The organism is Micromonospora sp. MW-13 (assembly GCF_003434305.1).
GTDB lineage: Bacteria > Actinomycetota > Actinomycetes > Mycobacteriales > Micromonosporaceae > Micromonospora.
Window position 1 is genome coordinate 1 of sequence record NZ_QKKX01000070.1, and the last position, 15,616, is coordinate 15,616.

Genomic DNA, 15,616 nt, shown 5'->3' on the forward strand with positions numbered 1-15,616 from the left:
CGATCTCGCCCTGACCGGCGGCGTCACCGTCATGGCCACCCCCGGCACGTTCGCCGAGTTCTCCCGCCAGCGGGCCCTCGCCGCCGACGGCCGCTGCAAGCCGTTCGCGGAGGCGGCGGACGGCACCGGCTGGGGTGAGGGCGTCGGTGTGCTGCTGGTCGAGCGGCTGTCCGACGCGCGCCGCAACGGGCATCACGTGTTGGCGATCGTGCGCGGCAGCGCGGTCAACTCCGACGGCGCGTCCAACGGCCTCACCGCGCCGAACGGGCCCTCCCAGCAGCGGGTGATCCGGCAGGCCCTCGCGTCGGCGCGGCTGTCCACGGCGGACGTGGACGTGGTGGAGGCGCACGGTACCGGCACCACCCTGGGTGACCCGATCGAGGCGCAGGCGCTGCTGGCCACGTACGGCCAGCAGCGGGGCGACGCCGCCCCGCTGCTGCTCGGCTCGATCAAGTCGAACATCGGCCACACCCAGGCCGCCGCCGGCATCGCCGGAATCATCAAGATGGTGCAGGCGATGCGGCACGGGACCGTACCCGCGACGCTGCACGTCGACGCGCCGTCGTCGCACATCGACTGGACGGCCGGGGCGGTCGCCCTCGTCACCGAGGCCACGCCGTGGCCGGAGACGGGCCGGGCGCGGCGGGCGGCGGTGTCGTCGTTCGGCATGTCCGGCACCAACGCGCACGTCATCATCGAGCAGGCCGACGAGCCCGCCGGTCCGAACGTCGTCGCCGTGGCCCCGGGCCTGGTCGACGCGGACGTGACGGTGTGGCCGGTGTCGGCCCGGTCGAAGGCCGCCCTCGCCGGCCAGGCCGCCCGCCTCGCCGCCCACCTCCGGGGACGCGGCGACCTCGACGCCGCCGCCGTGGCGTGGTCCCTCGCCACGACCCGGTCCACGTTCGACCAGCGGTCGTCGGTCGTCGGGGCGACCGTCGAGGAGCTTCTGGCGGGCCTGGAAGCGCTCGCGGGCGGCCTGCCGGCCGCCGACGTGGTGACGGGCGTGGCCGCGTCCCACGGTGCCGGTCCGGTGTTCGTGTTCCCCGGGCAGGGTGCGCAGTCGGCGCGGATGGCCGCCGGCCTGATCGGTCGGACGCCGGTGTTCGACGCGAAGCTGGCGGAGTGCCAGCGGGCCTTGGCCCCGTTCCTGGACGTGGATCTGGTCGCGGTGCTCACCGGTGAGGACGAGTCGTGGTTGGACCGGGTCGAGGTGGTGCAGCCGGTGCTGTGGGCCGTCGGGATCGCCCTGGCGGCGGTGTGGCGGCACGCGGGCGTCGCCCCGCAGGCGGTCATCGGTCACTCGCAGGGTGAGATCGGCGCGGCCTGCGTGGCGGGCATCCTGTCGCTGGACGACGCGGCGCGGACGGTGGCTCTGCGTTCGCGTGCCTTGGCGGTGCTGCGGGGTACGGGGGCGATGGCGTCGGTGGACCTGTCCGCGCAGGCGGTCGCCGAGCGGCTGCCGGGCTTCCCGGGGGTCGGGGTGGCGGCGGTCAACGGTCCCGGGACGGTGGTCGTCTCCGGCCCGCCGCAGCCCGTGGCGGACCTGGTGCAGGCGTGCACCGACGACGGCATCCGCGCCCGGCTGATTCCGGTGGACTACGCGTCGCACTCGGCGTCGGTGCAGGAGGTCGCCGAGCAGTTGCGCACCGACCTGGCCGACGTGTCACCGCAGGCCGGGCACACCCGTCTCGTGTCCACGCTGACCGGGGACTGGGCCGACCCGGCGTCGATGACCGCCGACTACTGGTACGACAACCTGCGCCGGACCGTGCAGTTCGACGCCGCCGTCCGGGTCGCCATCGCGGCGGGACACTCCACGTTCGTGGAGATCAGCCCGCATCCGGTGTTGACCATGCCGGTGACGGCGATCCTCGACGACGCCGGCGCCACCGGGCACACGCTGGGCAGCCTGCGCCGGGGCGACGACGACGCGACCCGGCTGCTGACCAACCTGGCCACCGCGCACGCCGTCGGCCTGCCCGTCGACCTGGCGAACGTCCTCGCCGCCACGGCCACCGTCGACCTGCCCAGCTACGCCTTCCACCGGGGCAGCTACTGGCTGGAGCCGCCCGCCCACCGGGTCCGGGACGTCGGCTCCGCCGGCCTCCAGGACGCCGGCCACCCGCTGCTCAGCGCGGCGATCCCCGTCGCCGACGACCAGACTGTGGTGCTCACCGGCCGGCTGTCGGTGCGTACCCACCCGTGGCTGGCCGACCACGCCGTCGGCGGGGCGGTGATCGTTCCCGGCACCGGCGTCGTCGACATGGTGGTCCGGGCCGGCGACGAGGTCGACGCCGGCCACGTGGGCGACCTGACGCTGATCAGCCCCCTCGTGCTCCCGCCCGGCGGTGCCGTGCAGGTGCAGGTGCGCGTCGGCGCGCCGAGCGACACCGGCGAGCGGGTCGTCACCGTGCACTCCCGGCCCGAGTCCGACGGCACGGGCGAGTGGACCCGGCACGCCGAGGGCCTGCTGCTCCCGCAGCTTCCCGCCCCGATGGTCGTTGCGGGGCAGTGGCCGCCGGCCGACGCGGTCGAGGTCGACGCCGACCTCGACGCCTGGTACGCGACGATGGCCGAGGGCGGCCTCGGCTACGGCCCCGCCTTCCGGGGCCTGCGCCGGGTGTGGCGCGGCGCCGACGAGGTCTACGCCGAGGTGGCCCTGCCCGACTCCGCCGCCGCCGAGGCGCCCCGGTTCGGGCTGCACCCGGCCCTGTTCGACGCGGCCCTCCAGGTCAGCGGGCTCACCGCCCTGCTGGGCGAGGACGCCGCCGCCGGCACCGGCTGGATGCCGTTCGCCTTCCGCGCGGTCGGCCTGCACGCCCACGGCGCGACCCGGCTGCGGGTGCGGATGCGGTCGCTGGGCCCGGACACCGTCTCGGTCACCCTCGCCGACACCGCCGGCCAGCCGGTCGCCACCGTCGAGTCGCTGACCTTCCGCCCGGTCGCCGCCGGCCACGCCGACGAGGCCGCCGCGCTGCGCCGCAACGCGCTGTTCCACCTGGACTGGACGCCGCTGCCGCCGGCCGACGCGACGGCGGCGGCGACCCGCTGGGCGCTGCTCGGCGACGACACCCCCGGCCTCGGTGACGTGCTTGCCGCCGCCGGTCACCCCGTCGCCGGCCACCCCGACCTGGCGGCGCTGGTCGCCGCGATGGAGCGCGGCGGGGACGTACCCGACGTGGTGGTCGACCTGGGGACCGACGCGGACCCGGCGCGGGCGGCCGAGGCCGCGCACGACGCGGCCCGGCACGCCCTCGCCCTGGTGCAGGCGTGGCTCGGCGAGCCCCGGCTGGACCGGGCCCGGCTGGTCCTGCACACCGCCGGCGCGGTCGGCGCGGCCCCCGGCGAGGCCCCCCGCCACCTGGCCGGCGCCGCCGTGTGGGGGCTGGTCCGGTCGGCCCAGTCCGAGCACCCGGGCCGGTTCACGCTGCTCGACACCGACGGGGCCGCCGCCTCCCTCGCGGCCGTTCCGGCGGCGGTCGCCTCCGGCGCGCCGCAGCTTGCGGTCCGCGACGGCGCGCCGTTGGCACCCAGGCTGGTCCGGGCCCGCGACGCCGGGGTGCTGCCGCTGCCGGCCGACGGCACGCCGTGGCGGCTCGACGTCACCGAGCAGGGGACGCTGGAGAACCTGGCCCTGCTGCCCGCCCCGGCGCAGGGCGACCTGCCGGCCGGGCACGTCCTCGTCGCGCTGCGCGCCTCCGGGCTGAACTTCCGCGACGTGGTGCTGGCGCTGGGCATGGTGCCCGACCAGGAGGTGCTGGGCAACGAGGGGGCCGGCGTGGTGCTCGGCGTCGGGCCGGGGGTCACCGACCTCGCCCCCGGCGACCGGGTGATGGGCATCTTCTCCGGCTCGTTCTCCTCCGTCGCGGCCACCGACCACCGCCTGCTCACCCGCATCCCCGACGACTGGTCGTACGCCGACGCCGCCGCCGTTCCGGTGGTGTTCCTGACCGCCTGGTACGGCCTGGTCGAGCTGGGCCGGCTGACGGCGGGGGAGTCGGTGCTGGTGCACGCGGCGGCCGGCGGCGTCGGGATGGCCGCCGTGCAGATCGCCCGCCACCTCGGCGCGGAGGTCTACGGCACGGCCAGCCCCGGCAAGTGGCCGGCGCTGCGCGCCACCGGCCTCGACGACGCGCACCTCGCCTCCTCCCGCACCCTCGACTTCGCCGAGGAGTTCCGCGACCGCACCGGCGGGCGGGGCGTCGACGTGGTGCTCAACGCGCTCAGCGGCGAGTTCGTCGACGGGTCCCTGCGGCTGCTCGCCCCGGGCGGCCGGTTCGTCGAGATGGGCAAGACCGACAAGCGGGACCCGCAGCGGGTCGCCGCGGCCCACCCCGGCGTCAGCTACCAGGTCTTCGACCTCATCGAGGCCGGGCCGGACGCCATCGGCCGGATGCTCGGCGAGCTGATGGCGCTGTTCGCCGCCGGCGCGCTGCGCCCGCTGCCCCGGCGCACCTGGGACGTGCGGCGGGCCCCGGAGGCGTTCCGCTTCCTCAGCCAGGCCCGGCACGTCGGCAAGCTCGCCCTGAGTATCCCGCAGCCGCCCCGGCTCGACGGCACGGTCCTCGTCTCGGGCGCCACCGGCACCCTCGGCGCGCTGCTCTGCCGGCACCTGGTCACCGCGCACGACGCCCGGCAGTTCCTCCTGGTCAGCCGGCGCGGCCCGGACGCCGAGGGCGCCGACGAGCTGCTGGCCGACCTCAAGGCGCTCGGCGCGGACGTGTCGATCGTCGCCGCCGACCTGGCCGACCCGGACGCCGTCGCCGACGTGCTGTCCATGGTGGACGCCCGGCACCCGCTGCGCGCCGTCGTGCACGCCGCCGGGGTCCTCGACGACGGCACCGTCTCCTCGCTCACCCCGGACCGGCTCGACGCGGTGCTGCGGCCGAAGGTCGACGCGGCCTGGAACCTGCACCGGGCCACGCTCGGCCACGAGCTGACCGCGTTCGTGCTGTTCTCCGCCGCCGCCGGGGTGTTCGGCGGCCCGGGGCAGGGCAACTACGCCGCCGGCAACGCGTTCCTCGACGCCCTCGCCGAGCACCGCCGGGCCCTCGGCCTGCCGGCCGTCGCACTGGCCTGGGGCCGGTGGGCACAGGCCAGCGGCATGACCGGGCACCTCGACGCCGCCGACATCCGCCGGCTCGACCGGGGCGGCATGGCCGCGCTGTCCAACGACGAGGCCCTGGCCCTGTTCGACGCCGGCTGGCGGTCCGAACGCCCCGTCCTCGTGCCGGCGAAGATCAGCACCGGGGCGGCGGCGCCGGGCGCGCCCGTGCACCCGCTGCTTGCCGGGCTGGTCCGCGCCGCCGGCCGCCGGGTCGCCGCCGGGGAGGCCGCCGACGGGCAGGCGTTCGCCGCGACCCTGGCCGGCCTCTCCGACGACAAGCGGGTACGCGCCCTGCGCGACCTGGTGCTGTCGAACGTGGCCGTCGTCCTCGGCCACGGCGACCCGGCCGGCATCGAGCCGACCCGCGCGTTCCGGGAACTCGGCTTCGACTCGCTCACCGCGGTCGAGCTGCGCAACCGGCTCGGCGCGGCCACCGGGCTGCGGCTGCCGGCGACGCTGGTCTTCGACAACCCGACGCCGGCGGCGCTCGCCGCGCACCTGGCCGGGCAGTTCGCCCCGGCCGAGACGGCGGACCGGTCGGCGGTGGCCGGGCGGGAACTCGACCGCATCGAGGCGGCGCTCGCCGGCCTCGACCCGGCCGACGACGAGTTCCGCCGGATCACCGACCGGCTGCACGGCCTGCTGGACCGGCTGGCCGAGCGGCAGTCGGAAGCGGACGGCGACGACGACCTGGAGTCGGCCACCGCCGAGAACATCTTCGACCTGATCGACCGCGAGCTGGAGACGTCGTGACCACCAGCCGCAACGACCACGGCATGCCGAGTGAGGTGGGTCCACGGTGAGCAACGAGGACGAGAAGTACGTCGAGTACCTGAAGCGTACGACCTCGGAGCTGCGGCGCACCCGGCGGCGGCTGCGCGAGCTGGAGGACCGGGCGCAGGAGCCCATCGCCATCGTGGCGATGAGCTGCCGCTACCCCGGCGGCGTCTCCTCACCGGAGCAGCTCTGGGAGCTCGTCCGTGACGGCGGGGACGGCATCGGCCCGTTCCCCGCCGACCGGGGCTGGGACCTCGACCGGCTGTTCCACCCCGACCCCGACCACCCGGGCACCAGCTACGTCTCCGAGGGCGGCTTCGTCTACGACGCCGCCGACTTCGACGCCGACGTGTTCGGCATCTCGCCCCGCGAGGCCGTCGCCATGGACCCGCAGCAGCGGCTGCTGCTGGAGACGTCCTGGGAGGCGTTCGAGCGGGCCGGGCTGCCGCTGCCGGCGGTGCGGGGCAGCCGTACCGGCGTGTTCGTCGGGGCCGCGTCGCACGGCTACGACGGGATGATGGCCCAGGCCCAGGCCGAGAACGGCGAGGGGCACCTGCTCACCGGCAACGCCACCAGCGTCATCTCCGGCCGGGTCGCGTACACCCTCGGCCTGGAGGGGCCGGCGGTCACCGTCGACACCGCCTGCTCGTCGTCGCTGGTCGCCGTGCACCTCGCCGCGCAGGCGCTGCGTAACGGCGACTGCGAGCTGGCGCTGGCCGGCGGCGTGACGGTCATGCCCACCCCGGCGGTCTTCGTCGGCTTCTCCCGGCAGCGCGGGCTGGCCGCCGACGGCCGGTGCAAGGCGTTCGCCGCCGGCGCGGACGGCACCTCCTGGTCCGAGGGCATCGGCATGCTGCTGCTCGCCCGCCTCTCCGAGGCCCAGCGCCACGGGTACCCGGTGCTTGCCGTGGTGCGGGGCAGCGCCGTCAACCAGGACGGCGCGTCCAACGGGCTGAGCGCCCCGCACGGCCCCTCCCAGGTGCGGGTCATCCGGCAGGCGCTGGCCAACGCCCGGCTCACCCCCGAACAGGTCGACGTGGTGGAGGCGCACGGCACCGGCACCCGGCTCGGCGACCCGATCGAGGCGCAGGCGCTGCTGACCACGTACGGGCAGGACCGGGGTGACGCCGCGCCGCTGCTGCTCGGCTCGGTCAAGTCGAACATCGGCCACACCCAGGCCGCCGCTGGCGTCGCCGGGCTGATCAAGATGGTGCTGGCCATCCGGCACGGGATCGTCCCGCCCACCCTGCACGTGGACCAGCCGTCCCCGCACATCGACTGGACCGCCGGGGCCGTCAGCCTCGCCACCGAGGCGACCCCGTGGCCGGCCGTGGACCGGCCCCGCCGGGCGGCGGTGTCGTCGTTCGGGGTGTCCGGCACCAACGCGCACACCATCGTCGAGCAGGCGCCCGCCCCCGAGGCGGGCGAGGACGCCCCGGCTCCGACGGCCGACCGTCCGGTCGTACCGGTGCTGCTGTCGGCCCGGTCGCGGGCCGCGCTCGCCGCGCAGGCCGGCCGCTGGGCCGGGTGGCTGGACGCCGCCGCCGATCCGCGCCCCCTCGACGTCGCCTTCTCGTCGGTCGCCTCCCGGTCCGCCCTGGACACCCGCGCGGTCGTCGTCGCCACCGGCCGGGACGACCTGCTCGCCGGGCTGCGGGCCCTCGCGGCCGGCTCGCCGGCCGGCACCGTGCTCACCGGTACGGGCTCGACCCGCGGCCAGCTCGCGGTCCTCTTCTCCGGCCAGGGCGCGCAGCGCGCCGGGATGGGCCGGGAGCTGTACGAGACCTTCCCGGTCTTCGCCGCCGCCCTCGACGAGGCGTGCGGGCACCTGGACCGGGCCCTGCCGCGCCCCCTGCGGGAGGTGCTGAACGCCTCGCCGGGTTCGGCGGCGGCCGGGCTGCTGGACCAGACCGTGTTCACCCAGGCCGGCCTGTTCGCCGTCGAGGTGGCCCTGTTCCGGCTCGTCGAGTCGTTCGGGATCGCGCCCGACTTCGTGGGCGGTCACTCGATCGGCGAGATCACCGCCGCGTACGTGGCCGGGGTGCTCTCCCTCGAACACGCCTGCGCGCTGGTCGCCGCCCGGGGCCGGCTGATGCAGGCCCTGCCGGCCGGCGGCGGGATGCTCGCCGTCGCCGCGACCGAGGCCGACGTCCTGGCGTCGCTGGCCGGCCTGACCGACCGGGTCGGGATCGCCGCCGTCAACGGGCCCACCTCCGTCGTCGTGTCGGGCGACGCCGAGGCCCTCGACGAGGTCGAGCGGGCCTGGCGGGACCGGGGCGCGCGTACCCGCCGGCTCACCGTCAGCCACGCCTTCCACAGCCCGCTGATGGAGCCGATGCTGGCCCGGTTCCGCGCCGTGCTCGACAAGCTGACGTTCGCCGCGCCGACGCTGCCGGTGGTGTCGAACCTGACCGGCGCGCTCGCCGATCCCGACGAGATCCGCACGGCCGACTACTGGGTGCGGCACGTCCGCGAGGCAGTCCGGTACGCCGACGGCGTGCGGGCGCTGCGCGCCGCGGGCGTCGACACGTTCCTGGAGGTCGGGCCGCGCAGCGTGCTCACCGCGATGACCGCCGACGCGCTGTCCGGCGTCGAGGGCGTGCTCGCCGTCGCCGCCCAGCGTAAGGACCGGACCGAGGCCGCAGCCCTGCTCGCCGCCCTCGGCGAGCTGCACGTGCACGGCGTCCCGGTCACCTGGCAGCCGTGGTTCGCCGACACCGGCGCGACCCGGGTCGACCTGCCCACGTACGCCTTCCAGCACCAGCGGTACTGGCCCGATTTCGGCCCCGCCGCCGACCAGGCCGGGCCGGCCGACGGCACGGAGGGCGACTTCTGGGCGGCCGTGGAACGCGGCGACCTGCCCGCCGTGGCGTCCCACCTCGCCGTGCAGGACGACCCGGCCGCCGTCGAGGCGCTCGCCCCGGCCGTGCCCGTGCTGTCGTCCTGGCGCAGGGCCCGCCTCCGCGACGCCGCCCTGGACGCCTGGTCGTACCGCGTCGACTGGGAACCGGTCCGCCCCACCCCGGCCCCGGCCCTGACGGGCCGCTGGCTGATCGTCACCACCCCCACCCCCGCCGATCTTGCGCCGGCGGCCCCCGAGACGGGTGTTCCGCGGCTCTCGTCGGGGCCCGAAGTGCAAGATCGCGCGGAGCCGTCGGGGGTGGCGGGCGTGCTGGCCGGGGCGGGGGCGCGCGTTGACCGGCTTGTCGTCAGCCCCGACACGGCGCGGGGCGAGCTGGGCGAGGCGCTGCGGGAGTTCGGGGAGTCGGGGTGGGCCGGGGTGGTGTGCGTGCTGCCCGAGGGCGACGCGACGCTGCCGGACGCGCCGGCCGTGCCCGCCGGCACCGCGCTGCTGCTCACCCTCACCCAGGCCCTCGCCGACACCGGCCTGCCCGGCCGGCTCTGGTGCCTCACCCGGGGCGCGGTGGCCGTCGGCGGGGGTGAGCAGGTCGCCGACCCGGCGTCGGCCGCGGCCTGGGGGCTCGGCCGGGTCGTCGCCCTGGAGCAGCCCGACCGCTGGGGCGGCCTGATCGACCTGCCCGCCGACGGCACCCGGTCCGGCGAGGCCGACCCGACCGGCGGGACCGTCGACCGCCTCGACCGGAGCACCGGCGACGCGCTGCTCGCCGTCCTCGCCGACGCCGGCCACGACCAGGTCGCCATCCGCCCGCAGGGCACCTTCGGCCGCCGGCTCGTCCCGGCCGCCGCGCCCGCCGGCCCCGGCTGGCGGCCGTCGGGCACGGTGCTGGTCACCGGCGGCACCGGCGCGCTGGGCCGGCACACCGCCCGGTGGCTGCTGGCCAACGGCGCCGCCGAGGTGGTGCTCGCCTCCCGCCGGGGCCCGGACGCTCCCGGCGCCGCCGAGCTGACCGGGGAGCTGGCCGAGCTGGGCGCCGCCCGCATCGTCGCCTGCGACGTGGCCGACGCCGACGCCGTCGCCGCGCTGGTCGCCGGCCTGCCCGGGCTGACCGCCGTCGTGCACACCGCCGGGATCGTCGACGACGGCGTCCTCGACGGCCTCGACGCGGCCCGGATGCAGGCCGTCCTCGCCGGCAAGGTCCGCGCCGCCCGGGTGCTGCACGACGCCACCGCCGGCCGGGACCTCGACGCGTTCGTGCTCTTCTCCTCCCTCGCCGGCGTCGTCGGCAGCGCCGGCCAGGGCAACTACGCGGCGGCCAACGCGTACCTCGACGCGTTCGCCGCCTGGCGGCGCGGCCAGGGGCTGCCCGCCACCGCGCTCGCCTGGGGCGCCTGGGCCGCCGACGGGATGGCCGCGGCCAGCGCCGCGCTGACCGCCCGGCTCACCCGCGGCGGCGTCAACCCGCTGTCCCCCGCCGAGGCGGTCACCGCGCTCGGTCGGCTCGTCAACTCCGCCGAGCCGGCCCTCACCGTCGCCGACGTCGACTGGGGACGCCTCGCCGCCTCCTGGGGCCGGCCCACCCCGCTGATCGCCGCCCTGCCCGGGGTGCCCGCCGTGCCCGCCGGCCCCGTCCGCGCCGTGGTCGTCGGCCGGTCCCTGCCGCAGCTCACCGAGCTGGTCCGCACCCAGGCCGCCGCGGTGCTCGGCTACCCGGCCGGCCAGCCGCTGCCCGAGCGCACCTTCCGCGACCTCGGCTTCGACTCGCTCACCGCCGTCGAGCTGCGCAACCGGCTCACCGCCGAGACGGGCACGACCCTGCCCGCGACCCTCGTCTTCGACCACCCCACCGTCGCCGAGTTGGCCGCTCACCTGCACGACCGTACCGCTGGCCACGCTCCCGGCGAGGTGGTCGCCGACGGCACCGACCTGCACCGCGAGCCGATCGCCATCGTCGCGATGAGCTGCCGCTTCCCCGGCGGGGTGTCCTCGCCCGAGCAACTGTGGGACCTGGTCTCCGGGGGCACCGACGCGATGACCCTGATGCCCGGCGAGCGCGGCTGGAACATCGCCGAGCTGTACCACCCCGACCCCGAGCACCTCGGCACCAGCTACGTCCGCGAGGGCGGCTTCGTCGCCGGGGCCGGCGAGTTCGACCCCGCCTTCTTCGGCATCAGCCCCCGCGAGGCCCTGGCCATGGACCCGCAGCAGCGGCTGCTGCTGGAGACCACCTGGGAGGCGTTCGAGCGGGCCCGGATCGACCCGACCGCGCTGCGCGGCAGCCGCACCGGCGTGTACGTCGGCACCAACGGCCAGGACTACGGCTCGCTGCTGATGGCCGCCGGGGGCGTCGACGAGAACTACCTCGCCACCGGCACCTCCGCCAGCGTCATCTCCGGCCGGCTCGCGTACTCCTTCGGGTTGCACGGGCCCGCCGTCACCGTCGACACCGCCTGCTCGTCGTCGCTGGTCGCCATGCACCTCGCCGCGCAGGCCCTCCAGGCGGGGGAGTGTGACCTGGCCCTGGCCGGCGGCGCCACCGTGATGGCCACCCCCGGCATCTTCGTCGGCTTCTCCCGGCAGCGCGGGCTGGCCGCCGACGGCCGGTGCAAGCCGTTCGCCGGGGCCGCCGACGGCACCGGCTGGGGCGAGGGCGTCGGCCTGCTGGTCCTCCAGCGGCTCTCCGACGCCCGCCGCGACGGCAACCCGGTCCTCGCCGTCGTCCGGGGCAGCGCCGTCAACCAGGACGGCGCGTCCAACGGGCTCACCGCCCCCAACGGCCCCGCGCAGCAGCGGGTCATCCGGCAGGCCCTGGCCAACGCCCGGCTCACCGCCGACCAGGTCGACGCCGTCGAGGCGCACGGCACCGGCACCACCCTCGGCGACCCGATCGAGGCGCAGGCGCTCATCGCCACGTACGGCCACGAGCGTCCCGCCGGCCGGCCGCTGTGGCTCGGCTCGATCAAGTCGAACATCGGCCACACCCAGGCCGCCGCCGGCGTCGCCGGCGTGATCAAGATGGTCCTCGCCATGCGGCACGGGGTGCTGCCGCCCACCCTGCACGTGGACGAGCCCACCCCGCACGTCGACTGGTCCGCCGGCAGCGTCGAGCTGCTCACCGCCGCCCGCCCCTGGGAACCGGCCGACGGCGTCCGCCGCGCCGGGATCTCCTCGTTCGGCATCAGCGGCACCAACGTGCACACCATCCTCGAACAGGCCCCCGCCGACGAGCCCGCCCCGGCCGCCGGCGGGCCGACCGGCGCCCCGACCGGGGAACTGCCCTGGGTGCTGTCCGGGCGCACCGCCGCCGCCCTCGCCGCCCGCGCCCGCGACCTGACCGCCCACCTCGCCGCCCTCGCCGACGCCGGGCCTGCCGACGCCACGCTCGCCGACGTCGGCTGGTCGCTGGTGGCCACCCGGGCGTCCCAGGACCACCGGGCCGTCGTCTTCGCCGCCGACCGGGCGGGCCTGACCGCCGCGCTGGGCGCGCTCGCCGACGGCCGGCCCGACCCGCAGACCGTCACCCGACCAGCCGGTACGCCGGGCGAGGTCGCCTTCGTCTTTCCCGGCCAGGGCTCCCAGTGGATCGGCATGGCCGCCGAGCTGCTCGACACTGCCCCCGTCTTCGCCGAGAAGTTCGCCGCCTGCGCCGAGGCGCTGCGCCCGTACGTCGACTGGTCGCCGACCGACGTGGTGCGCGGCGCGCCCGACGCCCCCTCCCTGGACCGGGTCGACGTCGTGCAGCCCACCCTGTTCGCGGTCGGCGTCTCCCTCGCCGCGCTCTGGCAGTCGTACGGCGTCCGCCCGGCCGCCGTCGTCGGCCACTCGCAGGGCGAGATCGCCGCCGCGCACGTCGCCGGCGCCCTCACCCTCGACGACGCGGCGGCCGTGGTCGCCCTGCGCAGCCGGATCATCGCCGGCATCGCCGGGGACGGCGGGATGGTCTCCGTCGCCACCACCGCCGACGAGGCCACCGGCACCATCGCCCGCTGGGACGGCCGGGTCGCCCTCGCCGCCGTCAACGGGCCCACCTCGGTCGTCGTCTCCGGCGACAGCGCAGCCCTCGACGAACTCGTCGCCCACTACGAGTCCCGCGAGGTGCGGGTCCGCCGGATCCCCGTCGACTACGCCTCGCACTCCGCGCACGTCGAGCCGCTGCGCGAGCAGCTCCTGGAACTCCTCGCCGGGCTGACGCCGCGCACCAGCGAGATCCGGTTCCGGTCCACGGTGGAGGGCGACTGGCTCGACACCGCCGGCCTCGACGCCGACTACTGGTACCGCAACCTGCGGCAGACCGTCCGCTTCGACGACGCCGTGCGCAGCCTGGTCACCGCCGGCTACCAGACCTTCGTCGAGGTCAGCGCCCACCCGGTGCTCACCATGGCCGTGCAGGAGAGCGTCGAGCTGGCCGCCGCCGACCCGGGCGCGGTGACCGTCACCGGCACGCTGCGCCGCAACGAGGGCGGCCTCGGCCGTTTCCTCCGCGCCGCGGCCGAGGTCTACGCCGGGGGTACGCCCGTCGACTGGCGGCCCGCGTTCGCCGGGCTCGCCGCGCGCCGCCGCGACCTGCCCACGTACCCGTTCCAGCGGCAGGTGTACTGGCCGCAGCCGGCCCCGGCGTCCGCCCCGTCCGCCTCCGCCGGCCCGGTCGAGGTCGACGAGGTCGACGCCCGGTTCTGGGCCGCCGTCGAGGCCGAGGACCTCAACGCCCTCGCCGCCGAACTCGCCGCCGACGCGGCCGACCCGCTGCCCGAGGCGGCCGTCGCCGACGTGCTGCCGGTCCTCGCCGCCTGGCGCCGCCGGCACCGTGACCAGGCCACCGTGGACTCCTGGCGGTACCGCGACGCGTGGCTGCCCGTCCCCGTCGACGGGACCGGCGAGCCCACCGCCGCCGGCACCTGGTGGCTGGTCACCGGCCCCGACGACACCGCCGTCGAGCAGGCCGCGTTCTGCCGGGACGCCCTCGACCGCCGCGGCGGCACCGTCGTACCCCTGACCCTGGACGCCGAGCGGACGGACCGCGCCGCCCTCGCCGACCGGCTGCGCGACCTCGCCGCGGCGGGGCCGGTCGCCGGGATCGTGTCGCTGCTCGCGCTCGACGAGACGCCCGCCCCGGCGCACCCGTCCGCGCCGGTCGGCTTCGCCGGCACGGTCATCCTCACGCAGGCCCTCGGCGACGCCGGCGTCCGCGCCCCGCTGTGGACGCTGACCTGCGGCGCCGTCTCCACCGACCCCGCCGACCCGCTGCCGCACCCGGTGCAGCAGCTCGCCTGGGGCTTCGGCCGGGTCGCCGCCCTGGAACACCCCGACCGCTGGGGCGGCCTCGTCGACCTGCCCGACGAGCTGGACGACGCCGCCGGCCGGCGGCTGGTCCGCGTCCTCACCGGCGTCGACGGGGAGGACCAGGTGGCGCTGCGCCGGGGCGGCGCGTTCGGCCGCCGGCTGCTGCGCGCCCCGCTCGGCGACACCCCCGCCACCCGCACCTGGCGGCCCTCCGGCACCGCCCTGGTCACCGGCGGAACCGGGGCCCTCGGCGGGCACATGGCCCGCTGGCTCGCCGCCAACGGCGCGTCCCACCTGGTGCTGCTGAGCCGGCGCGGCCGGCAGGCCGAGGGGATCGCCGAGCTGGAGGCCGAGCTGGTCGGCCTCGGCGCCCGGGTCACCGTGGCCGCCTGCGACGCCGCCGACCGCGACGCGCTCGCCGCCGTCATCGCCGACGTGCCCGCCGAGCACCCGCTGACCACCGTCGTGCACACCGCCGCCGTCCTCGACGACTCGGTGATCAACTCGCTCACCCTGGAGCAGGTCGACTACGCGCTCAGCGCCAAGGTCACCGCCGCGCTGAACCTGCACGAGCTGACCCGCGACCGGAACCTCGACGCGTTCGTCCTGTTCTCCTCGATGGCCGGGACCGTCGGCAGCTCCGGCGTCGGCAACTACGCCCCCGGCAACGCGTTCCTCAACGCCCTCGCCGAGCACCGGCGCGGCCTCGGCCTGCCCGCCACCTCCATCGGCTGGGGCGCCTGGGGTGGCGGCGGCATGGCCGAGGGCGACTTCGGCCGGATGCTGCACCGCCACGGCGCGCCCGAGATGCACCCCCGGCTCGCCGTCGCCGCGCTGCACCAGGCCGTCGAGCACGACGAGACGTTCCTGACCATCTCCAACATCGCCTGGGACCGGTTCTACGTGGCGTTCACCGCCACCCGGCCCGGGCCGCTGATCGCCGAGATCCCCGAGGCGCAGCGCCTTGCGGCCACCAAGGGCCTCGTCGAGGCGAAGGAGGCGGAGGAGCCCAGCCCGGCCGGGGCGTTCACCCGGATGAGCGCCGCCGAGCGCCAGCAGGCGCTGCTCGACCTGGTCCGCGACCAGGCGGCCACCGTCCTCAAGTACGACGGCGGCCAGGCCGTCGACCCGCACCACGCGTTCCGGGACCTCGGCTTCGACTCGGTGACCGCCGTGGAGCTGCGCAACCGGCTCGCCACCGCCACCGGGCTGCGCCTACCGGTGACCCTGGTCTTCGACTACCCCACCGCGACCGCGCTCGCCCGGCACCTGCACGAGGAACTGGGCGGCGGGGCCGAGGCCCCGGTGGAGACCGCCCTCGTCCCGCTCGGCGACGACGAGCCGGTGGCCATCGTCGCCATGTCCTGCCGGTTCCCCGGCGGCGCGACCGACCCGGAGCGGTTCTGGCAGATGCTGCACGCCGGCCGGGACGCCGTCTCCGACCTGCCCGGCGACCGGGGCTGGGACGTCGAGCGCCTGTACGACCCCGACCCCTATTCCACCGGCACCTCCTACGTCCGCAGCGGGGCATTCCTGTACGAGGCGGCGGATTTCGACGCGGGGTTCTTCGGGATCTCGCCGCGTGAGGCGTT

At 76.9% G+C, this 15,616-nt stretch carries 2 protein-coding genes; both read left to right on the top strand.

Annotated features, from left to right (window positions below; genetic code table 11):
- Positions 1–5,860: type I polyketide synthase (locus tag C5N14_RS27365; RefSeq protein WP_117672158.1), on the top strand; the 5,860-nt coding region annotated here is incomplete at its 5' end.
- Positions 5,861–5,906: 46 nt separating this feature from the next.
- On the top strand, positions 5,907–15,616 hold a 9,710-nt coding region (locus C5N14_RS34015), incomplete at its 3' end, for a type I polyketide synthase (protein ID WP_117672161.1).